Annotated in this window: 18 protein-coding genes and 1 pseudogene; 5 read left to right on the top strand and 14 right to left on the bottom strand. The window is 44.3% G+C overall.

Annotated elements, in window-relative coordinates; genetic code table 11:
- Window positions 1-245 precede the first annotated feature (245 nt).
- Window positions 246-542, top strand: coding sequence for a hypothetical protein (locus L865_RS0110250; protein ID WP_169732699.1), 297 nt, complete (start codon window positions 246-248; stop codon window positions 540-542).
- 10 nt (window positions 543-552) lie between these two features.
- Here the strand turns inward: L865_RS0110250 and nfo are convergent, their stop codons facing one another.
- Window positions 553-1,407, bottom strand: a complete 855-nt coding sequence (gene nfo / locus L865_RS0110255) for a deoxyribonuclease IV (RefSeq protein ID WP_028773156.1) — start codon at window positions 1,405-1,407, stop codon at window positions 553-555.
- 309 nt (window positions 1,408-1,716) lie between these two features.
- Here nfo and L865_RS0110260 point away from each other — a divergent pair, with 309 nt between their 5' ends.
- Complete coding sequence (locus L865_RS0110260; protein ID WP_028773157.1) at window positions 1,717-2,259, top strand: hemerythrin domain-containing protein; 543 nt, start codon at window positions 1,717-1,719, stop codon at window positions 2,257-2,259.
- 53 nt (window positions 2,260-2,312) lie between these two features.
- Here the strand turns inward: L865_RS0110260 and L865_RS0110265 are convergent, their stop codons facing one another.
- From L865_RS0110265 to L865_RS0110285, 5 genes and pseudogenes are all read right to left on the bottom strand, one after another.
- Window positions 2,313-2,501, bottom strand: a complete 189-nt coding sequence (locus tag L865_RS0110265; RefSeq protein ID WP_028773158.1) for a DUF3545 family protein — start codon at window positions 2,499-2,501, stop codon at window positions 2,313-2,315.
- 226 nt (window positions 2,502-2,727) lie between these two features.
- Window positions 2,728-4,365 (bottom strand): glucose-6-phosphate isomerase, encoded by a 1,638-nt coding sequence (gene pgi, locus L865_RS0110270; RefSeq protein WP_028773159.1) that lies wholly within the window; start codon window positions 4,363-4,365, stop codon window positions 2,728-2,730.
- A 12-nt stretch (window positions 4,366-4,377) separates the two neighbouring features.
- Window positions 4,378-5,334, bottom strand: coding sequence for a transaldolase (gene tal / locus L865_RS0110275; protein ID WP_028773160.1), 957 nt, complete (start codon window positions 5,332-5,334; stop codon window positions 4,378-4,380).
- A 273-nt stretch (window positions 5,335-5,607) separates the two neighbouring features.
- Window positions 5,608-6,704: pseudogene (locus L865_RS23525) on the bottom strand (OmpA family protein).
- A gap of 232 nt (window positions 6,705-6,936) precedes the next feature.
- Complete coding sequence (locus L865_RS0110285) at window positions 6,937-9,303, bottom strand: phosphoketolase family protein (RefSeq protein ID WP_028773161.1); 2,367 nt, start codon at window positions 9,301-9,303, stop codon at window positions 6,937-6,939.
- A 435-nt stretch (window positions 9,304-9,738) separates the two neighbouring features.
- Between L865_RS0110285 and L865_RS23530 the strand changes: the two genes are divergently transcribed.
- Both L865_RS23530 and yaaA read left to right on the top strand, forming a co-directional pair.
- A complete protein-coding gene (locus tag L865_RS23530; protein ID WP_084632516.1) occupies window positions 9,739-11,217 on the top strand; it encodes an alanine/glycine:cation symporter family protein in 1,479 nt (492 codons plus the stop codon).
- Between the two features lie 123 nt (window positions 11,218-11,340).
- On the top strand, window positions 11,341-12,114 hold the full coding sequence (gene yaaA, locus L865_RS0110295; RefSeq protein WP_028773162.1) for a peroxide stress protein YaaA: 774 nt from the start codon (window positions 11,341-11,343) through the stop codon (window positions 12,112-12,114).
- A gap of 171 nt (window positions 12,115-12,285) precedes the next feature.
- Here the strand turns inward: yaaA and L865_RS0110300 are convergent, their stop codons facing one another.
- The 7 genes from L865_RS0110300 to L865_RS0110335 all read right to left on the bottom strand — a co-directional run bounded on the left by L865_RS0110300 (window position 12,286) and on the right by L865_RS0110335 (window position 24,514).
- The gene (locus tag L865_RS0110300; RefSeq protein WP_028773163.1) at window positions 12,286-13,164 is read right to left on the bottom strand and encodes an NAD(P)-dependent oxidoreductase; all 879 of its coding nucleotides are present in this window, start codon (window positions 13,162-13,164) and stop codon (window positions 12,286-12,288) included.
- A gap of 295 nt (window positions 13,165-13,459) precedes the next feature.
- Complete coding sequence (locus tag L865_RS0110310) at window positions 13,460-16,444, bottom strand: TonB-dependent receptor (protein ID WP_028773164.1); 2,985 nt, start codon at window positions 16,442-16,444, stop codon at window positions 13,460-13,462.
- A gap of 822 nt (window positions 16,445-17,266) precedes the next feature.
- The gene (locus tag L865_RS0110315; protein ID WP_028773165.1) at window positions 17,267-18,208 is read right to left on the bottom strand and encodes a sugar kinase; all 942 of its coding nucleotides are present in this window, start codon (window positions 18,206-18,208) and stop codon (window positions 17,267-17,269) included.
- Window positions 18,209-18,271: 63 nt separating this feature from the next.
- Entirely contained in the window at window positions 18,272-19,564 is a 1,293-nt protein-coding gene (locus L865_RS0110320; RefSeq protein WP_028773166.1) for an MFS transporter, read from the bottom strand.
- The gene (locus L865_RS0110325) at window positions 19,561-19,908 is read right to left on the bottom strand and encodes a cupin domain-containing protein (protein WP_028773167.1); all 348 of its coding nucleotides are present in this window, start codon (window positions 19,906-19,908) and stop codon (window positions 19,561-19,563) included. Before L865_RS0110325 ends, L865_RS0110320 begins: the two co-directional genes overlap by 4 nt.
- Window positions 19,905-22,124, bottom strand: coding sequence for a heparinase II/III domain-containing protein (locus L865_RS0110330; RefSeq protein WP_157577525.1), 2,220 nt, complete (start codon window positions 22,122-22,124; stop codon window positions 19,905-19,907). The genes L865_RS0110325 and L865_RS0110330 overlap by 4 nt, the downstream gene beginning before the upstream one ends.
- Window positions 22,125-22,201: 77 nt before the next feature.
- On the bottom strand, window positions 22,202-24,514 hold the full coding sequence (locus L865_RS0110335; protein ID WP_084632515.1) for a polysaccharide lyase 6 family protein: 2,313 nt from the start codon (window positions 24,512-24,514) through the stop codon (window positions 22,202-22,204).
- A 412-nt stretch (window positions 24,515-24,926) separates the two neighbouring features.
- Between L865_RS0110335 and L865_RS0110345 the strand changes: the two genes are divergently transcribed.
- On the top strand, window positions 24,927-25,670 hold the full coding sequence (locus tag L865_RS0110345) for a FadR/GntR family transcriptional regulator (protein WP_028773170.1): 744 nt from the start codon (window positions 24,927-24,929) through the stop codon (window positions 25,668-25,670).
- Window positions 25,671-25,917: 247 nt separating this feature from the next.
- Here the strand turns inward: L865_RS0110345 and L865_RS0110350 are convergent.
- A partial coding sequence (locus tag L865_RS0110350) for an integrase core domain-containing protein (RefSeq protein ID WP_028773171.1) occupies window positions 25,918-26,198 on the bottom strand: 281 nt, incomplete at its 5' end.

Here is a 26,198-nt window from a genome sequence, read left to right on the forward strand (position 1 = left end):
GGCCATAACGGCTCCTTTTTCGTCTGTGCTTAAGTTGTTAATTTTAGGGTGACGCCTTTGTTTACACTCACTATTTGTTCACTCGTTGTTTTCATTGTGTTGTTTTTGATTGTTTAGATAAAAATTGCGATTTAACTGTTGCTATATGTATCTGCGCTGGTGCATTTGGTGTGATCAAGATCACCTAAATAAAAGCAGAATTTTATTATCTTGCGCAACAGTATTTTTGTTGGGTGGTTATTGTTGTGTTGAGAGTGTTTTGGGTGAGCATGTCGATGATGATGTTATCGGCCTGTAGTAGCGTTGAAGAGCAGCAGTTTTATCATCGTATTAACGATGCTTACGATTTTGAAGTCACCCACTGCGATAGCTTTGCCATGTCATCTGGTGTCGGCAGAGGCGAGCATGCACTGCAAGAAGCGCAAGATAACGCCCGCCGTTATGGTGAAGAGATCGGCGGTACGCATATTGTCTGGCTGCAAACGGATGAGCTTGATGACAGTGTTAAAGTGATTGCTGTTGTTTATAAGTGCTTACAATAAGAAGCTCACACTAACCCTTCGCCAGTGAGCGCAGCCAATTAATTTCTTGCGGCCATATCTCCGGTTCAATTGTCTCTAATATTAATGGAATGCCTCTTACCGCTGGTAACGCCATAATCACTTCAAAAGCTGCTTTACCAATATAGCCTGCACCCAACGAATGGTGCCGGTCAACTCGGCTACCCAGTGGGGTTTTACTGTCGTTCAGATGCATGCCTTTAAGGTATTGATAGCCAACAATGCGATCGAATTCAGCAAAGCTTGCTTGTGTCGCCTCAGTACTCGTTAAATCATAACCTGCGGCAAACATATGGCAGGTATCAATACAGACACCGATACGGGACTTGTCTTCTACTTTCTCGATAATTTGCGCCGGTTGTTCAAAACTATGGCCTAAGTTCGAGCCTTGACCAGCAGTGTTTTCGATCACGGCGCAAACTTGATGGGTTTGATCTAAAGCCATATTAATCGATTCACTAATCTTGCCTAAACACTCATCGACGTCAATCTGTCTGAGGTGACTGCCAGGGTGAAAGTTCAGCAAGGTTAACCCAAGTTGTTCACAGCGCTGCATTTCATCAATAAAGGCCTCACGCGAGCGGCTAAGCTGCTCTTTGGCTGGATGGCCTAGGTTAATCAGGTAACTATCATGGGGTAGGATTGCATCTGCCGTATAGCCCCCTTGCTGACAGTTGAGCTGGAAAGCATCAATTTGCTCGGTGCTTAGGGCCGCAGCTTGCCAACGTCGTTGGTTTTTCGTAAACAGTGCAAATGCACTCGCGCCAATTTTCTTCGCATTCAGTGGCGCGTTAGCGACGCCGCCAGCTGCACTGACATGGGCACCAACCAAAAGTGGTGAATCCATATGATCCCTTATTGTTTATCGATATTGAGGTTGTGATACAGCTTGGGTTAAGCGACATAGGCGCAAATTCTGCCTGAAACCGGTTTTTACATCAACTTGGGAGTGACTTAGTGTGCACGTGCACTAGCGATAGTGTGCATGTTCTCACCTTAAAGTTTTGTTTAAAAAATGTGATAAACCGCTATTTTAATTTGACTTGTTATTGATCTTGGTCAGAAATCGTCGCCAGTCGCTTAATGTAGTATTGGGTAATAATTCAGCAACATCCTATAATTATTCTATAGGCTGCTGTACCAAATGGAGACGCTCATGCTCACTCGATTGAAGAAAGACCATCAGCACATCGCGATATTGCTGCAAATATTGGCAGACAAACATCAGCGGTTACTTGCTGGTGAAATGGTAAATTACAATCTTATCCGTGACATTGTGGAGTATATGCAAAGCTACGCTGAACATAGTCATCACCCTTTAGAAGATGTGATTTATAAGTACCATGCACAGGCCTTTCCCGATGACACTCAGACCGAAGAGTTATTAGCTGAACACGATAAGCTTAATGAGTCTTCTTGTACCATTATGTCGACTTTGAATCTGATCTTAGCGGATGTACCGGTACAAAAAGAGCAGTTGTGTGATGACTTAGCCGCTTATTTTACCCTGCAGGGCGCACACCTTCGTTTTGAAGAAAAACATGTATTTCCAGTATGGAAGCGTAATATGCGGCAAGATGATTGGGATAATATTGAGGCGCAATGTGCAGAAAAGCTAATGGTTGATCCACTGTTTAGTGACGATGACAACCAAGTGTTTGAAGAGCTACGCGAGTATATTGCTAAAGCCAGTGATTAAAAACTAGGCTAAATAAAAATAGCGCCACTTGGGCGCTATTTTTTTGTTCGTTTTTACATCAATAGATTATCAAGTTCACTATTAAAGCTACTGTCAATATCTTGCAATTCCTTTAGCAAGCGGTGCTTTTCTTTCAGAGCCTCAATTTCACGCCATTTGCGCTTCTTATTGGAGCTTCTGGTTCGACTTGGTCTTTCAACGACGGTGTCTTCTAACGCACTACCATAATCTAAGCGATTCATGGCAACCTCCTATTGTTGTATTTTTTGTCATCAATTAAATACCACACTTTTAATTTATGGTGCAAGAAAAATGTTTCAGCAATGTTAAATTGAGGTGAAGTATTTATGATGGGGAAATTGTTCAACAAATAATAACGACAGTCATTGTGCCGTCATGAAGGGTTTCTGTGCTGTAATTAATAAAAAAGCCAGCATAAACTGGCTTTTTTATTGATGACTCTTATCACTATATCTTTTGCTGACGGAATATATTGATTAATGCATTGCTTGATGCATCGAGTTCATGGCTGTCATTATCAGCTTGGAGACGGGCTAATACATCATTGCCCAAGGTTTTCCCAAGCTCAACACCCCATTGGTCGAAAGAGTTAATATCCCATATGGCACCTTGAACAAAGGTCCGGTGCTCATAGAGGGCGATGAGCGAACCTAGTGTGGCTGGTGTCAGCTTATCCATAAGCAAGGTATTGCTTGGCTTGTTGCCTTCCATAACCTTGTGCTTTGCGATTAAAGATTTTTGCTCAGCACTCAAGTTACTATTGGCGAGCTCCGCCATCGCTTCTTCATAGGTGCGCCCTTGCATTAATGCCTGGGTTTGACCAAAGCAGTTAGATGCTAGTTGCACATGGTGTTCACCTAATGGGTTGTGGCTTTGCAGCGGCATAATAAAATCTGCTGGTACGAGCGCTGTTCCTTGGTGCAATAACTGATGATAAGCATGCTGACCGTTGGTACCTTCTCCACCCCAGATGATAGGGCCGGTATTATGATCAACTTGCTCACCGGCTAAGGTGACTGACTTACCGTTACTTTCCATATCTAGCTGCTGAAAATATGCCGGTAGGCCACGTAAGTAGTGATCATAGGTGAGCACAACGTGGGATTGTGCATTGTAGAAGTTACCATAAAGCACTGATAGCAAGCCCATAATGACTGGCATATTATCTTCAAGCTCTGCGGTTTCAAAATGGGTGTCCATGGATTTAGCGCCATCAAGTAAAGCGGCAAAGTTATCCATGCCAACGAGCAAGGCGATGGGCAAGCCAATGGCAGACCACAAAGAATAACGGCCACCAACCCAATCCCACATCGGGAAGATGTTTGCCGCATCCATGCCGAACTCAGTTGCTTTGGCGACATTAGATGTCACGGCAACAAAGTGTTTGGCGATATCGGTTTGACTAGCACCACTTTGCAGGAACCACTCTTTAGCACTTAGCGTATTGGTGAGGGTTTCTTGGGTGCCAAACGATTTAGACGACATAACGAATAACGTGGTTTCTGGGTCGACTAGTTTGAGTTTCTCGCTGATAGAAGTCCCATCAACGTTAGCAACAAAGTGGCAGTTTAAATTTGGATTCCAATAGGGACGTAGGGCTTGGGTGACGATTTTGGGGCCGAGAAATGAACCGCCAATCCCGATGCTAACAATATCGGTGATCGCTTTACCGGTGTAACCACGCCATTCACCGCTGGTGACTGATGCAACAAATTCAGCCATTTTTTGCTGAGTTTGTTGTACTTCAGGCACGATATCAACACCATCAACAAAAATCTGCTGTCCGGCATTGGCACGAAGCGCAGTATGTAGTACCGCGCGCTGTTCTGTGTTGTTAATTATTTTACCTGCAAACATCGCGCTAATTTTGTCACTTAACTGACTTTGCTTAGCTAGTTTGAATAGCAGTGCTAATGTGTTGTTATCAGCTCTGTTTTTTGAGTAATCAAGTAACAGATCGCAAGCACTAATCGACATATTGTCGAAGCGTTGTTGGTCTTCGGCGAACAGTTGGCGCATGTGTGGGAGCTGCTTGGCCTGCTCTGCCAACTCTTGCCAAATATCCATTTCAGTTAGTTGTGTCATGTCCTGCGACTCCTAGCCTTCAAGTTGTGCTTTTAGCATCTCTTCTAGTTTGCCCTGATCAATAGCAAAGTTACGAATACCTTCAGCTAACTTCTCTACTGCCATAGCATCTTGGTTAAATTCCCAACGGAATGCTTGCTCTGTTAGTGGTGCCTCAGCGGCGACCACTTCTGTTGTTGCAGTCAGTTTTTGTACCACTGGCGTGTTTGAGTTCGCCATTTCTTCTAGTAGCGCAGGACCAATGGTTAAACGATCGCAACCTGCTAATTCAATAATCTCACCGGTGTTACGGAAACTTGCTCCCATGACCACAGTATCGAAGCCATGTTGTTTGTAGTAGTTGTAGATACTTGTCACAGAGACGACACCTGGATCTTCAGCAGTAGAGTAGTCTTTGCCAGTATCTTTTTTGTACCAGTCAAGAATACGGCCAACAAATGGTGAAATCAGGTAAACTCCCGCTTCAGCACATGCACGTGCTTGAGCAAAAGAGAATAACAAGGTTAGGTTACAGTTAATGCCTTGCTGTTCTAACTCTTTGGCTGCACAAATACCTTCCCAAGTTGACGCAAGTTTGATCAGAATACGCGATTTATCAACCCCAGCTTCTTGGTATAAGTTGATTAGCTTGTGGGCTTTTTCAATAGAACCTGCTTTATCGAACGATAAACGTGCATCGACTTCGGTCGAGATGCGGCCAGGTACAATTTTTAGGATCTCTAAACCGATATTGACCGCTAACTTGTCACCGGCATCTTCGATTTGCTGGTTGATGTCATTGCTTTGAGATTTAGCCCAAGCAATCGCATTGTCAATTAGATGTGCATATTCGGGAATTTGGGCTGCTTTTAATATTAAAGAGGGGTTAGTGGTTGCGTCTTGTGGCTGATAACGCTTAATGGCTTCTATGTCTCCGGTATCGGCGACGATGGTGGTGAGGGTTTTGAGTTGCTCGAGAGTATTAGCCATGAAAATTACATCCTTCTTAAGAAGCAGCTGAAGTTGTGTTGTTTACTAACGGGTATTAGAAGCGATCTTGCCGATATTTCCAACCATATTTGAAAAAAAATTACAGTAAAGTTGTAAAATATCAGTAAAAGGGCGCTTAATTGCTGAAAACAACCCATGAATCCATCAAATTTGTCCCCAGAGTATAGCGCTCACTTGCCAATGGTAAAGTGAAAAAAACGCTGCACAGGGCAGCGTTTGGTTTTTGCGCAGTTGCACGTTAATCAATAGAGATTATTTGATCAGTGCTTCTTGGCGAACACCGGTTACGTGTGCTTCGATGCGGCGGTTTGCTTTGTTCGCCTCAGCACTGCGACCTTGGATCACCGGTTTAGTGATGCCATAACCTTTGGCGGTCACCCGCTTACTCTCAACACCATAAGTCTCAACCAGAATCGTTGCGACAGCTTTGGCACGACGCTCAGACAGATCCATGTTGTAGTCCGCTTTACCCACATCAGAGGCATGACCGGAAATTAGCACGGTTGAGCGGGGTGCTGTGCCATATAATCGGCTAACTTTTTGATACGCTCATAGGAAACCTGCTTAACGGTATCTGAGTCGTTATCGAATAAAATCGAACCCACATCGCGCTGTTCAGTAACTTCTTTATAAATGGTACAGCCAGCCGCATCGACTTTATGATTTGCAGGGGTATCAGGGCACTTGTCCATGCTATCCTCTACGCCGTCATTATCAGAATCAAGGGGGGCAGCGGCCACAGCGACAACAACAGGAGCTGGACTACCAAAGCGGTAGCTTAGCTCTAAGCCCCAGTAGTTGCTTTGCATCTCTAAAGTGTTGTATTCATTTTCATCAAGATTTTCATAGCGGCGGTATTTCGCCTGCAACTTGATATTATCGGTAATGTTGTAACCAATTCCTGCGCCGATGTATGGCGCTACACCGCTGTCACTGTAATACTCAGTACCCCATTGACGATTGTTAGAAATGGTGTAGTTCATGGCACCTGCTTCGGCAGAGATGCTCCATTTGTTAGCAAATGGCCAAATACCAACAACTCCAAGTGTCATGCCTTTGGCGCCTACATCGTTAAGCTTGTTGCCATAGTCAACCCATTCTGCACGGCCGAGGTCACGATAGCCTAGTTCAACGCCAAAGTTGTCACTAAACAGATAACCACCAAATAGATCCCATGCATAGGGATCATCTGTACCACAACTTTTCATGGTTTTTTGGTCGCAGTTAGGTTCGTAGTTGTTAATACCAACACCGCCACCGACATACCATGGGCTAAGTTCTTGAGTTGCATTGGCTGCAAGTGGGAGCATTGAAGTCAGCAAAATTGCTTTCAATGTGTTGTTCATCATTTTCAAGTCCTTTATTTATTCGTCTTCCCCGAGGCTGTTTTCTCTACGGCAGATAAAAACATGCCAGCACTTTATGGGGGATCCTTTGGTTTTATCGCTAGCTCTAATATTATCTACGTTAAATGTTAAATTTGCCAAACAAAATGATGACATATTGCTGAATTGTTGGGTTTTCATGCAAAAAAAGAGGACGCTTAGGCGCCCTCTTTAGTATCGAGACTCTAAAAATCGCTTAGCGAGTCCAAACCCAGTCTTCAATACTGCTAGGATCGACCCCATGGGCTTTGATGTAGTTTCTATGGTCTACCAAGCGTTGTAACATATCAGTGGTAATTGACACATGCTGAGTTTCGTCAATCACACCTTGTTGGAATAGCTTGTAGGCCATATCAATGACTAAGTGATAGCGTGACGTACCATTACGGACACCCATATCAAAAGGTGTCGTGGTTGAGCCTTCTTCTTCATAACCTTTGATACGGAATCGATGGCTGCCCTTATAATCAAATACCAGCTTCTTAATGGTATTGGGGTAGCCGTGATAGTTGAATACGACGCCCTTGTCTTCAGTAAAGACTTCGTCCATTAACCAAGGTTTAGATTGGAACTTACGGCTACCTAAACCACTACTGTTAAGCTCTGTCACGCTAACAAAGCGCACTCTGACTCTAGGCAGTAACTCACGCAGCAGCACCAATGAAGCCAAACACTCTTGGGTCACGTGGTCGCCACAGCCCGCCAGCACGACATCTGGGTTTTCGTCGGAAGCAAAGTCCCAAACCATGACGCCATCTTTCGCCTGTTTACGGGCTTCATCTAAAGTTAGCCATTGTGGTAGAGACTTCTTACCTGCCACCAGAATGTTTAATTTATCTCTGTCCTCATAAGCGCGTTCGGTATAGACCAAGGTACTGTTACCGTCTGCTGGCAAGTAGGCTGAAATAATTTCAGGGTGTTTCTCTAGCATCGCCCCAAGGAAAGAGGGGTTTTGATGTGAATAACCGTTATGGTCTTGTCGTTCTAGCAGTGAAGATAGCACCACATTACATGCGGGTACGGGTTTGCGGAAGTGTACGCCTTGGCTGGCATAGACATACTTACAATATTGGTCAGCCATAGATGAAACCACTTGCGAGAACGCTTCGTAGGTAGGGAACATCGCATGACGTCCTGTCACGGTATAACCATGAAGCATACCAAATAGTAAGTTTTCCGATAGCAACTCAATCACTCGGCCATCGCGAGACATATCTTCATCCCAGCTTTCAATAGGCCATTGCCAAGCACGGTCGGTTTCTTCAAATACCGCTTGTAGTTGGTTTGAGTAGGTTTCATCTGGACAGAAGATACGTAGGTTGCGTTGATCGCGGTTTAGTTTAAACGCATCACGCATCCACTCGCCCATTTTGTACATAGATAAGCCACGTTGGCCACGAGGTGTTTCAGCACCGTAAGCGAGCTTTTCAAGATCAGGCTTAGCTAAAGCGCGAACGACTTCGCCTCCGTAACTTAAATGCTGACGGCCACAGGTCAGTTCTTTAGGTGGCAGTAATGATTGAATATCGGCGTCAAACTCAAGCTCACCGGCTTCATTGATTTGATATAACTCATCGAACTTGTAGCTCGCGAGCCAATCATTAAGTGCACTGAGATGACCCTTATCGGTAGCACATTTATTGACGATGACCTGGTGAGAGTCACAGTTGCCTTCTAGTTTTTTGCCGTCGTATTCAGCTGTACCAGTCCAGCCTTTTGCTGTGCGCATCAAAATAACGGGCCAGCGTGGTTTGACAATATCCTCACCGGCGCGGGCATGAGTTTGAATGTCATTGATCATCTCATAGGACAGATCCATTGCAGCGGTCATCTGTTCATAGACGTCTTGCTCGTGCTGATCATCAACGATAATTGGGTGGTAGCCTAAGCCGCGGAATTCTAAGTCTAGTTCTTCATGGCTCATACGGCCCATACGGGTTGGACCAGAAATCTTGTAGCCATTGATATGCACAATAGGTAGTACCGCACCATTATTTTTAGGAGAAACAAGGCGGTTTGCATACCAAGATGCGGCAAGCGGTCCAGTTTCAGACTCGCCATCACCAATTAAGCAAGCGGCAATTAAGTCTGGGTTATCAAGCACCGCGCCCCAAGCGACAGACAACGAGTAACCTAGCTCACCGCCTTCAAGAATTTGCCCAGGTGCTTCAGGGTTAGCATGTGATGGGTAACCATACGCCGCTGAAAATTTCTTACAGATATCTTCGATGCCGGTTTCGTTGTACGGAATCGTCTCCGGATAGAAATGACTTAGCGAACCTTCCATAAATAAGTTTGCTTGTACTGCAGGAAAGCCGTGACCTGGGCCGACCAAATACAAGAAAGGACGTTTTGTTTTACTGATAAGGCGATTAACATTAGCGTAGACAAAGTTAATTCCAGGACATGTGCCCCAGTGCCCTAGTAGCCTAGGTTTGATGTCGCTATGTTGAAGTGGACGTTTGTGTAGTACGTTTTGTTTTAAGTAAATTTGTGACGTCGCTAAGAAGTTGCTCGCTCTCACAAATTTCTTCAGTGCGCTGATCTCTTGCTGTTGTGACATAAATAACCCCATTTATAGTAAGCAAAAAGTTAATCAAAGCTCTTGGTAGGTACTATATTTGTAATTTTATTACAAAAGTGTGTGCTACTTCTTACTTTTTAAAAGTAAGAAAATTGGCTAAATGTTAACTTTATGGTGGTAAATGCTAAGTTGCTAGTGTTAATACAGTGATTTACATTTGTGAATCCCTGTATGGGCAGCGTCACGCAAAAGAAGATTTGTGATCGGGATCACGCGAGGTAATTTTAATGCTATGCTATTTTGGATTATCGAATGCGGCACGCTGCGCTCAACTTGAGCAGTGATAAGGACAACTTTTAAAAGATTAAGAGCCGTTATTCTTTAAAGCAATTTGGGAAGGAAAATCAATTAAACAGATCCGGCCATAGGTGATGAACCTGCTTGGCCGGTTTTGTTATGGGAACTGAGAATATTATGTTGGAATCATTTGTTACACTCATAGAGTCTGCTATTAACTTGGTCAATGGCATGCTGTGGGGCAGTGTACTTATTTATGTGTTGGTCGCTGCAGGTGTGCTATTTACCCTGAAGTTAGGCTTTATTCAATTTAGGATGTTTGGTCACGGTGCTAAATTGGTAATACAAGGCCGTGAAAAGATTAATGGCATCTCTTCATTTCAAGTCTTTTGTACTTCAATGGCGGCCCGAGTCGGCACAGGTAACATGGCGGGTGTGGCGGTGGCCATCACAGTGGGTGGTGCCGGCGCGATATTTTGGATGTGGCTAATTGCCCTGCTCGGTATGGCAACCGCCTTTATCGAGTCAACCTTAGCGCAAGTCTATAAAGTTAAAGATGATGAAGGTCAATTCCGAGGTGGCCCTGCATATTATATGGAGCGCGGCCTAGGCAAACGTTGGATGGGAACGGTCTTCTCAATCCTACTTATCATCGCGTTTGGCTTTGCTTTCAATGCAGCCCAAGCCAATACGATGACAGATGCACTGAACAATGCATTTGGACTAGATAAAACGCTAATTGGTCTGGTTATTGTAGGTTTTTCTGCTTACATCATTTGTGGTGGTTTACAGAAAGTCGCTAAAACGTCAGAAATCATTGTACCGGTAATGGCGGTTGCCTATTTGGCGATTGCGTTGGTCGTATTGGTGATGAACATCGACCAAGTGCCAGCGGCACTGAGCCTGATTGTTAAGAGTGCATTTGGCTGGGAAGAAGCAGCTGGCGGCGCAATGGGCGCGATGATGGCCGGTATTGCACGTGGATTGTTCTCTAACGAAGCGGGTATGGGTAGCGCAGCAAACATTGCGGCGTCAGCATCGCCAAACCCAAATCACCCTGCGTCACAAGGTTTTGTACAGATGATCGGTGTATTTGTTGATACCATCGTGATCTGTAGTGCGTCAGCGGCAATTATTTTGTTGTCAGGTGTGTTGGATAATCCTGGCGAGCAACAAGGCATTGGATTGCTACAGTTAGCACTGACCAATGAAATGGGCAGCTGGGCAGCGTACTTTATTGCTTTTGCTATTATTCTATTTTGTTTCTCTTCAATTATTGCTAACTACAGCTATGCAGAAAGCAATGTGATGTTCTTAACCAAGAGCAAAAAGGCACTATATACTTTCCGTGTACTCGTATTAGGCATGGTAATGGCGGGCTCTGTTGCATCGTTACAGCTAGTTTGGAACTTTGCCGATGTATCTATGGGTCTGATGGCATTGGTGAATATTGCGGCGATTGTGATGCTGTCTAAAGTTGCATATGCGGTAATTAAAGATTATGAGAAGCAGATGAAAACCGGTATCAACCCAACATTTGATGCGGCTAAGTTTCCTGAGATTCAAGGCTTAGAAGGCGGTATTTGGAAAGGTAAGCCTGTCGCGACAGACACGCAAGCAAACAACGCAAGTGTGACTGAGGCGCCCAAAGCCTAGTAAGCGACTAATCATTGATAAAATGAATTAGTACCATCTAAAAAACCACGCTGATTTAGCGTGGTTTTTTTGTAGCTTGCAGATTATGATAGTCGCAGTTAAGCAGACTTTGAAGGACTGACAATGCTCATTTTAGTTTCACCAGCGAAAACGCTCGATTATGAAAACCCGGCACCAACGAAAGACTATACCGTGCCAGCGTTGCTTGAGTATAGCAGCGAGCTCATTGAAGTTTGCCGCCAGTTGACGCCTGCTGATATTGCATCGCTAATGAAAGTGAGTGACAAAATTGCCGGGCTAAATGCGGCTCGATTCGAGTCATGGGACGCCGCTTTTACCCCAGAAAATGCCAAGCAAGCTGTGTTTGCGTTTAAAGGCGATGTATACACTGGGCTAGACGCAGAGACCTTGTCAGTAGCAGCACTACACCGTGCACAAAAGCACTTACGCATGCTATCGGGGTTATATGGTTTGTTACGCCCACTCGATTTAATGCAGGCATACCGATTAGAGATGGGCACTAAGCTAGCCAACCCGAAAGGAACCAACCTCTATCAGTTCTGGGGTGAGACAATAACTAACAGTGTTAACCAAGCTTTGGCAGAGCAGGGAGATAATATTGTGGTTAACCTAGCGTCCAATGAATATTTCAAGGCGGTAAAACCTAAGCTGGTTGATGGCACGATTATCACACCAGTCTTTAAAGATAAGAAAGCCGGCCAGTATAAAGTGATCAGTTTTTATGCCAAAAAGGCCCGCGGCATGATGGTGCGCTACATGTTGGACAACAATGTGGATTCGATTGAGCAGTTAACGCAATTTGATATGGCGGGTTATTATTACAGTGAGGCTGACTCTACAGCGTTATCTCCAGTATTTTTGCGAGAAGAGCAATAAGCTGTCGGGCATTGGTATTCACTCGATAATGCACAGCGTTGTCATGGTGGTGTGCTAGTTTAGTGCGCTGCAAGGATGAAAGGCTAGTGAGGTGTCTTGCTAGTATTTGAAGTTGATAAACTACCGTCTAGTGGGGAGAGCACTAAACGGTAGTGATGCTAGCTGTTAAATTTACTTGCTAAGCTTGAGAAAGTAATCAAAGATTTCCGGAACATTTCCGTTACCCATACCAGCATCAAAAGCCGCGTTAAGGTTAGCAGATGACCCTTCTGCTATCTTAGACTGCGTGCCCAAATCCTCGACCATTTTCAAGAAGTAGCCTAAATCTTTATTGGCATTGGCGATAGAGAATCCAAGATCGCTGACACCATCTACCGCATAGTTTTTACAAAATTGCATAAAAGGTGAGTTAGAGGGTCCTGTCGACATAATGTCAAACAGTTGCTGGCGGTCAACACCGGCAAGATCTGCAACGGCAAATGCTTGGGACATTGCGCAAACGGTGGTCATACCCATAAAGTTGTTGATCAACTTAGTGGTATGGCCGGCACCTAATTGACCTAAGTGGAACACGTTCTCGCCTTGTTGCTCAAGCACAGGCTTTACCTTGTTAAAGGTGTCTAAGTCACCCGCAGCCATGATGTTTAACAAACCGTCTTTGGCGTGAGCTGGTGTGCGACCTAGTGGTGCATCAATCATACCGGCACCTTTGGCGGCTAAGTCCTCACCAATTTTGCGGGTAGAAGCAGGAATTGAGGTACCAAAGTCAATCAAAACAGCACCTGGTTTGATGCCTGCAAGAATACCATCATCACCATAAACTAGCTTTTCTACCACCGCTGAAGTTGTAAGACAAAGCATGACGATATCACTGGAAGCTGCTAACGCTTTTGCTGAGCTTGCAGCGGTGGCGCCTCTGGCGATGCAGGCATCAACCGCGTCCTTATTGAGGTCCATTACCTGCAGTTCAAAGCCACGCTTTTGCAGGTTCTCTACCATGTTGCCGCCCATGAGACCAAGTCCGATAAAACCGATGACAGGCTTTGTCATATCTAACTCCTAATATTATGTGAAAACCAAATTTTTTAAGCTGATGGTTGGTGTTACTCGCAATCAGTTTTGCCTTGCTGACCAACTTATTAATCTATTGGTAACCATCTTATTACAGCTTTTTAATTATTGTCAACCAATGATTATTACCAATACTGGTTTTTGGTAATATTTTTGGTTTGGTTTTTGTCTACCGATAGCTTGAGGTACAGTAAACTAACAGTAGGGGGGTTAAGTGTTATGTTAAGGAAAAGCACAGAGCCTATCTGTGGGATAGGCTCTGTTAGTGGGGTTGCTAGAACTTAGCTCGAACGCCTAATGTGTAGCGGCGGTCTGCTTCACTGTACTTCCAGACTGAACCGAGTTCGGTAGTATATTCAATGGGTTCTCCAGTTAGGTTAACCACGTTACCTACCAGAGTGAAATGCTCATTGATATCCCAGCTTGCCGAGAAATCAAACTGACCTCTGGCTTCGCGGTAATTATTACCTACTGTGGCATCAAAGTTATCCGCTGTAGGGTCATTTTGGTTAAATACGTTGTAACCTAATGCACCCACAGTTTGGACTCGCTTCTCTGCTTGTGAATATAAGTAACGGTCACGCCAGTTATAAGCTAAGCGGAATTGCAATTGCTCATTTTCCCAATAAAGCTGACCATTGGCCGTGTTTTTAGAAATATTGAGTAGCGGATTACCATCTGGCTGCTCACTGTCGGCATAGGTATAGTTAGCGTTTACACCAAAGCCTGCCCAGAATCCAGGTAGAGAGGTAAATTGCTGTTGATAAGCAAGCTCTAAACCTTTCACCTCACCACTGCCACCATTAACGTCGGTGTCTACCACAATACCTGTGCGACCTGCTGATTTTTCTGCGTCAACATAGGCTTGGCCCTGATCTGGGCTGGCAAAGTTAACATCGCCTTGGCTTTGTCCTGCAGTATCAAGTAGGCACACATTGCCCCATTCGGTTGTGTTTTGCCCTTGAATGGTACTTGGGTCGGCTAAACAGCTGCTGTCAGTCTGTGTAAAGGAGTTAACGTCCTTGTAGAATAACGCTGCAGAAACGATGCCGCCATTTTCAAAGTAGTGTTCAACAGAAAGGTCATACTGAGTTACACGATAAGGTTCTAGTTGGTAAGAGCCTTGGGTACCGGTTACCAAAGAGTTATCGATAGAAAGTGCAGGACTTAGTTCACTAAAGTCAGCACGACGCATAACCTTAGCCGCTGCAAATCGCATCAATGTTTCTTCAGTTAGGGTGTAAGTCACGTTCAAGCTAGGTAGGAAGTCAGAATAATCGTTCTTACCTGTTTCAAGAATCTTGTTACCGTTAGCATCAACGGATGCGACAACACTCGACTCAAGCTCGGTTTGAATATAACGACCACCGAATACTGCGGTTAAGTCATCAAAGTCCAAATGGAATTGTGCGTATATTGCACCGGTTTTCTCATTGATTTCTTTATAGGCACCGTTGTCTTCAACCATGTTGTCAGCCAGTGAGCCTGTCATTGCATAAGATGTACCTTGCAACATTTGCTGCACAAGAGCATAGGTCGCTTCAGTGTTTTGCAATAGGTCAGCGTCATAGACATTGTATGTCAGCATGTCGTTTTGACCTGCGATGCCAGTTTGGTCAAATGAGTTGTTCATATTGACGGTTTTAAAACTGTCGGTTAGCAGTGGGTTATCGATCCAGATTGGGCTGTATAGGCCATCAGCATTGACTGCTTTCTTGTAAGAATCTTTAAGAGTGGTATTGCCATTAATCGGTTTTAGATCATATCGGTTGGCAGTGAAGTCACGCTCGGTAAAACGTACCCCCGCTTTAACACCTGAAATCCAATCGACGCCCACGTCACTGATTTTAATGTCAAATCGTAACGCTTGCTCTTCGTTATCTGTGTCTAAAGTTTTATGGAAAAACTCACGGAAAACTAAGTTATCTGGATTGGTCAGCATGCCAGGATCAGCATACATATACGCAGGAATGCCGCTACCTGTTGTTGAGCTACCAGTACTGGTATGAGTAACCAAGTCTAACGTTGGGTCAGTACGCTCAATTGGGCGTAGGTTGAATTCGTTAGCGGTTTGCTTTTCTTCTGATTTCGATAATGAATACTCGGCTGATAACTCAATATTATCGGTGATAAACCAATCACCGCCTATGGCATGAGAGGTGGTATCTGATGTGGTGAAGTCACTCCAAGTTTTTGGAATAACCAGCACTCCATCTAAGTCATAGTTATGCAATTGACCATTGCCGTCGTAGTATGAATCACTTCTGGCGACGGAGCTGCCACCAACATCGAGAATAGAATATGCTGATTGACCACCATCAAGCTTAGTTGCATTAAGGTCTAGGTAGATGTTGACCTCTTCACTGACCGGTGCCCATTGTAAAGAGACACCAAAGGCTGTGCGTTCACGTTGCTCTGTTTTCTGCTCTACCGTAGTTTGAGTACGGCGTAGATATTTTCCATTTGGGCCATTTGAATCATCAACAACGCCATCGCCATTAATATCGATGTTATCCACTAAATCGACTTTGTTGAAGTATTCATCGCGACGCAGTTCACGGTCTAAGTACGCGACATTAGCCGATGCACCAAACGTACCGGCTGCGCCTAAGTCCCAGTTATTACCTATACCTAGAGAGAAGTTAGGTGCTGTATTTTCAGTTTTGTCAGAGTACTCGCCATCAAGTGTAATAGCCACTAGCGGTTCGCTAAGTTCTAATGGGCGAATGGTTTCCATGTTTACCGTACCACCAAGCGCCCCTTCAATCATATCTGGGGTAGGTGACTTAATGACCTCAACGGTTTTAAGGAAGCTAGAGGGGAAATCATCTAGGCCAATACCGCCACGACCTGAACCTGCAGTCGAGCGACCATTTAATAGAATAAGGTTTTCGGAGACACCGCGGATAGTTACAGATTCACCGACACCAAAATCAGTGCCAATGGAAACGCCGGTAATGCGTTGTAGCGCTTCAGCGATATTGTTGTCAGGTAACTTACCAATATCTTCTGCAACAATGGCGTCGACAATGCGGTCATCAGCACGCTTGATCAAATTGGCAGCCTTTAAACTACCAAAGATACCTTTTACGGCGATAACTTCAATTTCACTGGTGTCTGATTGTTGTGCATCAGTTGCTGGCTCTGCTGCAACAACTGGCATGCTTAACAGTGCTGTTAGTGCTGTACCAAAAAGAGCTCGGTTGCTGGTTCTACTCTTGGCATGACTAAACATGGCACTTATTTTATTCAGTTTCATTGTCTCCCCCAAAAACGCAATTTTAATTATGTTGTGATGTTGTATTACCAATTGCTGTATTTTTAACTGCTAGTAACATTTATATAACACCTGACCGGTGAATGCAAATTGTTATTACCAAATAATCGCCCTCTGTCATACATCTGGGTAAGTTGGCTTGGTTTTATGTAAGCGCTTTCATTCAAGGTTTGGTTGAATTGTTACTATTTATCAGCGTCTTAGCGTGTTGGGGTTTAAGGCCAATTATTTTGCTGGTAGCAGAAAATAATTAAGAATTAATCACTGTGAAAGAGGTAAACTCTGCTAATTGGGCTTAATGTTCACAGTTATATCGCTTTCGTTACAGATGAATACTGATGTATTAGATTGAGTTGTGGTTTTTGTAAACTGTTGATTTTAAATTGTTTTTATCTCGCCTTGTAAACTGCTGTTTTTCACAAGTTCCTTTTGGACATAGGTTTAATGATTTATCTCACGGGGATAGCTTAATTAAATAATTGGTAAGGTCTGGCTGGTGATTGGTATTACAATTGATTAACCGAGTGGCTAAATGTTTTAAACCGTGATGGACAACCTTAGTGCCGAGTAGCCGTAGAGGCGGGGGAGCCTTTACTGTGGAGCAAAAGTGCCGTGAGAGATATGGAGCAAGAGTTGTTGAGCGAGAGTTGTTGAGCGAGAGATGTTGAGCGAGAGATGTTGAGCGAGAGATGTTGAGCGAGAGATGTGGGGAGGAGCTTGCTAAAGTCGTCTACGAATGAGGAGTGGGTTCACCTTAATCAGTAAAATGATAAGGTGAACCGTATAGATAGATGAGGCGGGTGGTTAAAATTGTGCTTGCCAAAACGCTTCGAAGCCGCTTTTATCCACTATGGCGCCTTTATGTTGAATAACATAGGCGGCGGATTGTGCTGCCATATTGATAGCCTCGAGGTCATTGATGCCATTGAGCTTAGCGCCTAAATATACCCCATTAAATGAATCTCCGGCCGACGTAGTATCAACCACGTGCTTAACAGGGCTGACCTGTATCTCTTGGGGGTGGCCATCGTTTAGGTTTTGCTTAACCACAATCAGTGATGCTGGGCCGTTTTTGATGATCAGCTCTGTGATGGGGTAAGGATCCAAAAAGTCGATAACCCCTTGTGCTGTGTCGATAGCGAACAATTGCTCAAAGTCGTCGATTCCGGGTAAAACAGTTGATGCTTTTGCGAAGGCCAATTTGAACTGGGTTTGGGCTTCGTCTGCGCTTGACCACATTCTTGGGCGATAGTTTGGGTCAAAGACGATCTGTACACCCGCTTGTATTAATTGGTCAACCATCTGCCAAAAGCCTGCTCGGGCATGCGGTTCAATGACGGCGATAGAAATTCCAGAAAAGAAAAACATATCGCCTTGGCTAAGTTGGGCTATGGCCGCATCATCGATATGCTGCATAACTTGTCGAGCTGCTGAGTTTTCTCGCCAATAGGTAAAACTACGCTCGCCGTTCTCATCGAGATCGATCGCATAAAGCCCTGGCGTTTTGTTTTTAGATTGGAATACCAGATCCGATTGAATATTTTCATCTTTAAAACATGCAATCATGTTCTGACTAAACCTATCAGTGCCAACGGCGGTGACTAAGTGAACATTGGTTTGTGGAAACGTCCGTTTAAGGTACACCGCAGTGTTATAAACATCGCCGGCGAAAGATTGCTTCATGGTATTAACCGAGGTATTCATTAACTCAATCATACATTCGCCAAGTAAATAAATGTTCTTCATTAACGGGTTCCTATCTGCTTAAAACTTTAAATTGAATTGCCAATGTTCACTTAATATTGTTGGTTAGTGCTTGCAAACTGGCGCTATTTTAGGGATCAGTACCCATACAGCAGCAATTGCAATAACGGCTAACGAAGCGCCAATAACAAACGCTGGGGTATAGTTACCATCAGCGGTTAAGTAGGGCACTAGTGCTGTTAACCCCAAGGCGCCTAATTTGGCGGCCATGCCAGATAAGCCTGCTAGTGTACCCACGGCCTTTTTACCATAGAGATCACTGGGTAAAGTCTGCACATTACCAATAGCGGTTTGAAAGCCAAACAAAATCACCGCCATAATCAGTACGGCTGTGGTTGGTGCGCCAGGATCTGCCATTGCAAGCAAGGCGGGTAGCATGATCAGGCAACCTAAGGTAATTGTGAATTTTCGGGTGCGGTTTACAGTCCAACCGGCTTTGAGGCGGTTCTGAGCGAGTAAACCACCACACCAAGCGCCTAGCATTGCGCCGACATAGGGAACCCAACCGTAGATACCAATCGATTTAACATCCATACCATAAACTTCATTAAGGTAGATGGGGATCCAGAAAACAAATAGCCACCAAATAGGGTCGATTGCTGCAGAGGCAATAATGACGCCCCAACTTTGTTTATGGCATAACAGCTCTTTGGTCGTTGGGTTGTATTCTTTAGCATCGGGTTGTTCCTCTGGAGTACACTTTTGTCCCGTGAGGATGTATTCGCGCTCTTCCTCTGTGATCCATGGGTGAGATTGAGGCGGAGCTTTAACTAAAATTATCCATGGGATCAGCCATAACAGACCAATTAAACCGATAAGAATAAACACCATTTGCCAGCTGAAATACACTGTCATATAGGCGATAAGTGGGATAGACACGATGCCGCCGATTGCGGCACCAGAGTTGAAAATCCCCTGTGCTAAGGCGCGTTCTTTAGTTGGAAACCAATCGGCATTACTTTTTGCTGCACCAGGCCAGTTTCCGGCTTCAGCGACACCTAATATCGCTCTGAAAATTGAGAAGCTTAATGCCCCTTGGGCAAATGCGTGGGCTGCGGTTGCCAGCGACCATACACCGATTGATAACACAAAGCCCAACCGGGTGCCGAGCCAGTCAAAAATTTTACCAAAAATGGCTTGGCCAAATGCATAGGATAAAATGAACACAATGGAGATGTTTGCATAAATTTGCTTACGTTCCAGTGTGGTTTTCTCTGGAAAAACCTCTTCGACGATATCTGGCCAAAGCACGCTTAAGGCGGAACGATCAATATAGTTGATCACTGTGGCCAGAGCGATGAGCAAAATGACCCACCATCTTAAATTGGTAATTTTCATGATGAGGCCTCAAGAAAGTCTTCGCGTGCTGGACTAAAGGTATCGATTAGTATTCCACCGGTAGGACATGTTGCGCCATGGTCTGTGTGCGGCGGAATCATACAACTGTCACCGGCTTTTAAAATCTGGGTTACGCCATCAATATTAAAGTGAAACTCACCTTCAACAACGTAAGTGACTTGAGAGTGTCTATGGGCGTGGTTGTACCCAATAGCGCCTTTCTCAAACCATATTTTCACCGCCATAAGCTCATGATTGTACCCAAGCATTTGACGCTTTAGGCCGCCACCGATATCTTCAATTTCAGTTTCATTTCCAAAGGAAAAATGTTTACTTTGCGTCATTTTGACTCCCGCTGAGTAATGTCTAATAACTGGTATCTATCCGCGAAGCGATATGGCTTGTCGTTATAGTAAAAGCTATTCAGGTTTGACGATTTAACGTTATTTTTAGTGTGGTTAGATTGTGCTTTATCTGAGATTGCCAACACGTACTGCTTAATTTCACCGCTGTGTGTTGCCAAAGAGAAGCCGATGACATTGACATCGTCTTGTTTTTGGAATGACAGTGCCTGCACATTGCTGGTGGCGTTTAAGGTGTATTCGGCCGACGGGTTGTATTCACCGTGGGGCTCAATCACACTGACAAAACGCTGATTTTTGGCTTGAGCCACCCGTTGGATGAAGCTATCTTCTGTGCGTAAATTAAAGTTTGGATCATTGGCACCTAGCTGAGTAAACAGCATTTCTACGTTACCGTCAGTAATACTGCTGTGAGTGTAGAAGCGACCGTTGTCGTTGAGCCAAGTGATTTGATTGATAGATGATTGAGCAGTGTCGACATTCGTTGCCGATTTCGCTCGCAACCACAAATGTTGATACCCAGCTTGAGTGCCAAGCGGCTTGAGTTCAGTTGTTGCTGCAATACGCTTAAAGTTGGTGTCAATTAGCTGCCCTTGGTAGTGCACTGGCAGATCATATTGGTGCTCATCATTGCTTTTGACATCAACAATATCAAACACCAAAGGAACAGGGCCTTGCGGTAAGCCGATAGTCGCTAACGCCATGGTTCGGGTGATATCTATGCCCTCATATGCAGTGGCAATACTGGCCGAGGCTAGTGTCACTTTTGCATCACTAAAATAGTAATTAATGCTTGGATGGTTGCTGTTGCCTACTTTGACATCGGCGTCAAAGTGACTGGTTTCATCTGCAACTAGGGTGTTGTGGGCAATCGTTTGCTTCGCCCAAGTTTTGTTTTCTGGTAGGTAGCGGCCGCCAGCTTTGGCTTCGATGTTTAAGAATCGTGCGGCGCCGTAGTCGGAGATAATTTCATTGCCGCCATCATAAAACTGCCAAGTCAGCTTATCGAAGTGGCCATGGCCTAACCCTTGTGCGGTGGCTTTAAACACTACGGCAGGTTGGCTAGGAGTTGAGTGGCGCATCACAACAAGTGCACCCTCATCTGCGTTCTTACCATCGGTAAATAGTCGAGAGCTAAACGGGTAGTGTGTAGCGGTATTTGTCGCGATCGCCTGTGCCAGCTTTAATCCATCACCCGTTAATAGAATGGTATCTTGTTGCTTGGCGATATCGACCAAATTGCGGTCGGCGGTTAACCCATAGGCCATGCTAACGGCAATAACCAACTCCATCGTATCGATGCCTTTACTTTTAATGGCGTCGTTAAGTGGGAAAAATAGACCGTTGTAGCTTAACTCTATGGTGCTATAGATGGCTTTCAACAGAATGCCATCTCGGTATTCAAAGATCTTTCGTTCAGGCTGGTTTTGCTGTAACGCTTTAGCAAAAGTCACGAATGGCAGTAACGCATAACGTTGATAATAAGGGCCTTCGTTATAATAGCCATCAGGTGAGAACAACTCATCTAGCTGACGCAGAAACCCGCCTTTACCCGATTTTTCTAAATCATAAAGGGCGATATCCACTAAGTGAGGTCGATCAAGGACAAAGCCTGTCATGCCCACAGCTGCAGTGGCCCAAGTGCCGTGGTTATGTACCTTATTAAAGGTATGTGGAGATTCAACCGACAGAAAGTTAGCGACTGGCAACAATAGATTTGACTCAATACTATCTACTTGTGCGGGAGACAGTGTCTCTACAATAAAGTCATAGGCTTGTATTGTGTGCACTAGCCAAACAGCCTCATTTAATCCTTGCCAAAACAGTTTGCCCTCATTACTGCTTTTGCGCTTGGGATGGCGAGGTAGTGTTGGATAGAGCACTGCATACTGCAACAGCATGTCACGAACGAAATCAGCATATTTTGACTCTTGAGTGAGTTGATACATCATTCCCGCATCGTACATATGCTGATAGTTTTTCTTGTGTCTTTCGTGGGTGTATCCGCCTCCAGCATCTGTCGGGGTGGGGACATCAGTAGCTTGACCGATAAAAGTGTCGACACTGGCCTTTTTAGCAATAAACGCTTGCTGGAAAAGCCCTGGCTGCTTAATCGCTTCGCGCATTGTGTCGACATCTTGTTGATTGACGACCAATGTTGGGTGGTTTAGCTTTGCAGCCTGAGCGCTTAGGGGCATTAGCAACAAGCCGATTACTGTTATCAGTAGGGCGTTGAATATCTTCAAGCTTGGTATGTATTTATAAGTCATGATGATTATTTACGGTCGTTAGAAAAAGTTGTCGTGTTATTACGAATCACAGCTGTGCTTGTACCAACGGCATAGAGTTCGGCAACTTGCGGTTGCTTAGTATCGATGAACTGGTTGTCAGTCACTTGAGTGATGGGCTCACCCGTGGTGTGTTCAATATTAATACCAGCGCTTTGTGTGAAGTTGTTGCCACTGATACTTGCCACTTGGGTACCGTGTAAGTACAAACTTGCTTTTTGCTTGTTACGCTTGCCATTACCGACACTGATTAGTTGGTTATTGTTGAAAATAAGGTGGGGACCGAAGGTACTTTCATCAGTGCCGCCACGATACAATTTAACCAGTGCGCCTTCGATATCAGTAAATTGGTTATTTTCGATAGTGAGGTATTCGGCGTTGTAAATACCTAAGTCGTCACTCTCTTTATTGAGTCTGAATAGATCGCCGGTGATGTTACTAAATCGGTTATTGGCAATGGTGATATCTCGGGCAAATGCACGTGCCCCAGAATCAAAGAAATGAAAGGAATGGTTGATGTCTAACTGGCTGATATCGCTATCTAACAAGCTAAATCGGTAGTTAGTTAACATGCCCCATTTGCTTGTTCTTACAACAGTATTGCCAGCTGAATCTAAACTGTTTTCTCCAGATATCGTTAACCCAGCCAGTTTTAGACTTCCGCCGTTTTGAATTTCAAATAAGGTTGGCCGGCTAAAAGTCAGTTTTGCTTGTTTGGGCTGCTCAGACACAATACTCAGGGTTTTATTGATTTTGATGATTTTTTCAATTGCATAGTCACCGGCAGTCAAAACAATGGTGTCACCTGCGCTTGCGGCTTTAACCGCTGCCACTAATGCATTGCTATCACTCACGGTATGGGTTTGGCCCGAATCAAATGCAACTTCTGGTTCGCGCTTCGGATACCAATTTACCCCTGTTGCCTCTTTAGCTATCGGGTTGAGCTGCTTGCTAGCACCGAAAGTTTCACTGTGTTCGTTTGCCGGATAAAGCAAGCCATTACTGGCACGTTCAAGTGATACCCTGTCCGCTTTGATGCCTTGTTTAATGAGGTTATTATCCAATTGGTTGGAGAGGTTGTCTGCAAACTGAATACCGCTAATGTCATCAAAGACAGAAAACGGCGCTTGTGAATTGCGGTTAACAAAAAGGTTGTGACTAAACAGAGAATCTAGCGGAATGGCTGAGCGTTCTTTATCACTGCCTGCTGCAAGGTGAATGTGGTCAACGTCGATAAAACTGTTATGGCTTACATTGGCGTTGACGACTTGGTGATAACGGTTGATAGGTGAATTAGGTACGCCATTCATCACAGTAAAACCACTGCCAAAACGGTAGCCCTTTAGCCCTTCTAAATAGTTGTTAGTAATGGTCTGGTCGCGATTAATTACCCGGATACCGCCAGTGTGATCAACGCCATTACCAATAAATACATTATCGCTAATGTTATTGCCGTTGCCGTGGCGCATGGTTAAGGTGCCGCGAGACTCAAAGAAGGTGTTGTTACGTAGAATATTCTTACCAGATTTAACCGAGATAATTTCTACTTCCCCATCGCACCGGTCAAAATAATTGTTTTCTACAACAGTGAATGAGTTGCTCATTGAATAGTGGCTGGTACCAATGCGCAGTGTTTCGCCGCCATTGGAGCCCAATATAGGGCGCGGACCGAAGTAGTTATGATCAATTCTATGGTGATTTTCTTGGCTTGCAGCGGTGTTGAGTCTTACTGCTAGTGTGACGCCTTTATTTCGTTTACCCACTAAATGGTTATGGTCGAATCGATTATGTTTGCCATAAATTGACACCCAAGAATCAGATTCATGGCGATCGGGGTTGTTGTAGTTGTCAATTACCACTTGGCTAACACGGGAATGGTTGGCAAGCTGATTTTTCGAAGTGCGAAAAGCAATGACTTCATTGCTTGGAGTGAATCCGTCTTTAAAAACCAGACCTGAAACATGTAAGTAACTGCCGGACAGCTTCAGATTGGATTGACCGGTTAAGATAACTTGCCCTTGGGTTTGGGCTGACAGTGATATCGGGGCATTTTCACGGCCATTGCCGGTAAACACAACTTCAAAGTCTGGCCAAATGCCGTTAGCAAGAACGACATTATCACCGGCGGTGAGCTTGCTGACTGCTTGATTGAATTCTTGTTGGTTACTGACGGTATAGGTTTCGGCATATAGTGAGGCTGAACTTATACATGCCGCTATAAAGAGGGCGGGCTTAACTAAAACAGAAAGTGAAACCAATTTTTGTGTTAGTAGACTTTCAGCTTGATGATGTAATTGCATGAAGACTCTCTTTATTATTGTTGTCTGAGTAACCAACCTCACTGTGCCATTGGGCTACAGCTCGACCTATTGATAGTTATGCAGTGACTTAGTCGTCGACCATGACTGTCGACTTATTGCTTGTTTATGAGTTGTTAGCGTTTGTGGTTGAATTGCACAAAAACAAACAAGAAATTAACAATGATTAGACACTAACCAATTACACTTACACCTGTCAACCGATTTGTGTTACCAATTTAAAGGTTTTGTGGATACTTGGTTATTACCAATATTGTTTGTATTAGGTGCCGATTTAAGCGCGAAGTCGCAATATTTCTGATAAAAAAAGCAAAATTCGGTTTGCGTTGGTAATGTAAATCGATATTATGGACCGTATAGAAATGTAAATGATTTAACTGTCTAAGGACTAGATATGAAGAGTCGGCGTATGTTTTGGCGCATAGTTGATGAGATTGAAGCATCTATTGTTAACGGTGAATATGCGCCTGGTAGTCGTTTGCCGCCGGAAAGAGAGTTGGCTGAGAAATTTGATGTGAGCCGACCGACAATACGTGAGGCCATTATTGCGTTAGAAGTTCGCGAGAAGATAGAAGTTAAAACAGGTTCTGGCGTATATGTCTTACATTCGGCAGCGACATCGAACCCGATGAGTAAGATAAATGCTTTTGAACTGACCCAAGCTCGTGCGTTGGTTGAGGGTGAAATTGCCGCACTTGCAGCGAAAACGATAACCGCAGAAGAGCTTGTTGAGTTAAAGAAAACACTGACCATGATGGAAAACAGATCATATGTTGAAGAAGCAGATGAAATGTTCCATCAAATTATAGCTGGCGCTACCCGCAACAGTGCCTTGATCAACTCCTTTCAAAACCTGTGGGCACTGAGAACTTCCAGTCAAAAAATTATTGTTGATTACGACAGTGTTTGTAGTAAAGATAATCAAAAGACTTTGGATGAGCATACTGCCATTTATGAAGCTCTGATGGCGGGCGAAGCCTCTTTAGCTAGACAAGCAATGCATAGTCACTTTAATCGACTTATCAATGTGTTATTTGATACTGTTGAAGCGCAAGCATTAGAAGAAGTTAGACGTAAAAATAGTGAAAAGCGCGATTTATATTCGATCAATAACTTAGTCAATCGAGCCGCTGAGTAAATGGCATTACAGTCGATGCAATTGGACGCCTCGAGTACTAATAAAGCGGTTATAAGTCGCACTGCCTTTTGCACGATTGTTTTTGCCTGCCCTGTTCACACTTTCTAAGTGAGCGTTACAAATTGGCAATAGGATACAAAGCTCCCGTTTGTATAGATGCACTTAGTTTGTATCGCTGCTTTAAGTTGGTATCGATGAAAGGCGGTTTAGTCGGTTGTCTAGTCCTAAAATAGGTTGACGGTTTTTATTAAGCCAGTTGGTATTCCCAACTGGCTTTTTCATGCACCTCATTTGGGGTTTTCATTCCTAAACTAAGGTGCGGCCGTAATTGATTATAAATCTCTATCGATTCCTTGATTAAAACGCCAAGCTCTTTCATCGTTCTGCAGCGATTAAGCAAAAACTCTTGCTTCAAAATACCATTCACACGCTCTGCTTGTGCATTTTGGTAGCAGTCATATCCATCTGTCATTGATGGGGTCATTCCATAGGCGGCTAGTGCCGCTTGGTATTCAGATGAGCAGTACT

Source organism: Shewanella waksmanii ATCC BAA-643 (genome assembly GCF_000518805.1).
GTDB classification, from domain to species: domain Bacteria; phylum Pseudomonadota; class Gammaproteobacteria; order Enterobacterales; family Shewanellaceae; genus Shewanella; species Shewanella waksmanii.

Coding starts and splice junctions, on each gene's coding strand:
- nfo (WP_028773156.1), bottom strand. CDS start 1,407: ATGGATTCACCACTTTTGGTTGGTGCCCATGTCAGTGCAGCTGGCGGC.
- L865_RS0110260 (WP_028773157.1), top strand. CDS start 1,717: ATGCTCACTCGATTGAAGAAAGACCATCAGCACATCGCGATATTGCTG.
- L865_RS0110265 (WP_028773158.1), bottom strand. CDS start 2,501: ATGAATCGCTTAGATTATGGTAGTGCGTTAGAAGACACCGTCGTTGAA.
- pgi (WP_028773159.1), bottom strand. CDS start 4,365: ATGACACAACTAACTGAAATGGATATTTGGCAAGAGTTGGCAGAGCAG.
- tal (WP_028773160.1), bottom strand. CDS start 5,334: ATGGCTAATACTCTCGAGCAACTCAAAACCCTCACCACCATCGTCGCC.
- L865_RS0110285 (WP_028773161.1), bottom strand. CDS start 9,303: ATGTCACAACAGCAAGAGATCAGCGCACTGAAGAAATTTGTGAGAGCG.
- L865_RS23530 (WP_084632516.1), top strand. CDS start 9,739: ATGTTGGAATCATTTGTTACACTCATAGAGTCTGCTATTAACTTGGTC.
- yaaA (WP_028773162.1), top strand. CDS start 11,341: ATGCTCATTTTAGTTTCACCAGCGAAAACGCTCGATTATGAAAACCCG.
- L865_RS0110300 (WP_028773163.1), bottom strand. CDS start 13,164: ATGACAAAGCCTGTCATCGGTTTTATCGGACTTGGTCTCATGGGCGGC.
- L865_RS0110310 (WP_028773164.1), bottom strand. CDS start 16,444: ATGAAACTGAATAAAATAAGTGCCATGTTTAGTCATGCCAAGAGTAGA.
- L865_RS0110315 (WP_028773165.1), bottom strand. CDS start 18,208: ATGAAGAACATTTATTTACTTGGCGAATGTATGATTGAGTTAATGAAT.
- L865_RS0110320 (WP_028773166.1), bottom strand. CDS start 19,564: ATGAAAATTACCAATTTAAGATGGTGGGTCATTTTGCTCATCGCTCTG.
- L865_RS0110325 (WP_028773167.1), bottom strand. CDS start 19,908: ATGACGCAAAGTAAACATTTTTCCTTTGGAAATGAAACTGAAATTGAA.
- L865_RS0110330 (WP_157577525.1), bottom strand. CDS start 22,124: ATGCCCCTAAGCGCTCAGGCTGCAAAGCTAAACCACCCAACATTGGTC.
- L865_RS0110335 (WP_084632515.1), bottom strand. CDS start 24,514: ATGCAATTACATCATCAAGCTGAAAGTCTACTAACACAAAAATTGGTT.
- L865_RS0110345 (WP_028773170.1), top strand. CDS start 24,927: ATGAAGAGTCGGCGTATGTTTTGGCGCATAGTTGATGAGATTGAAGCA.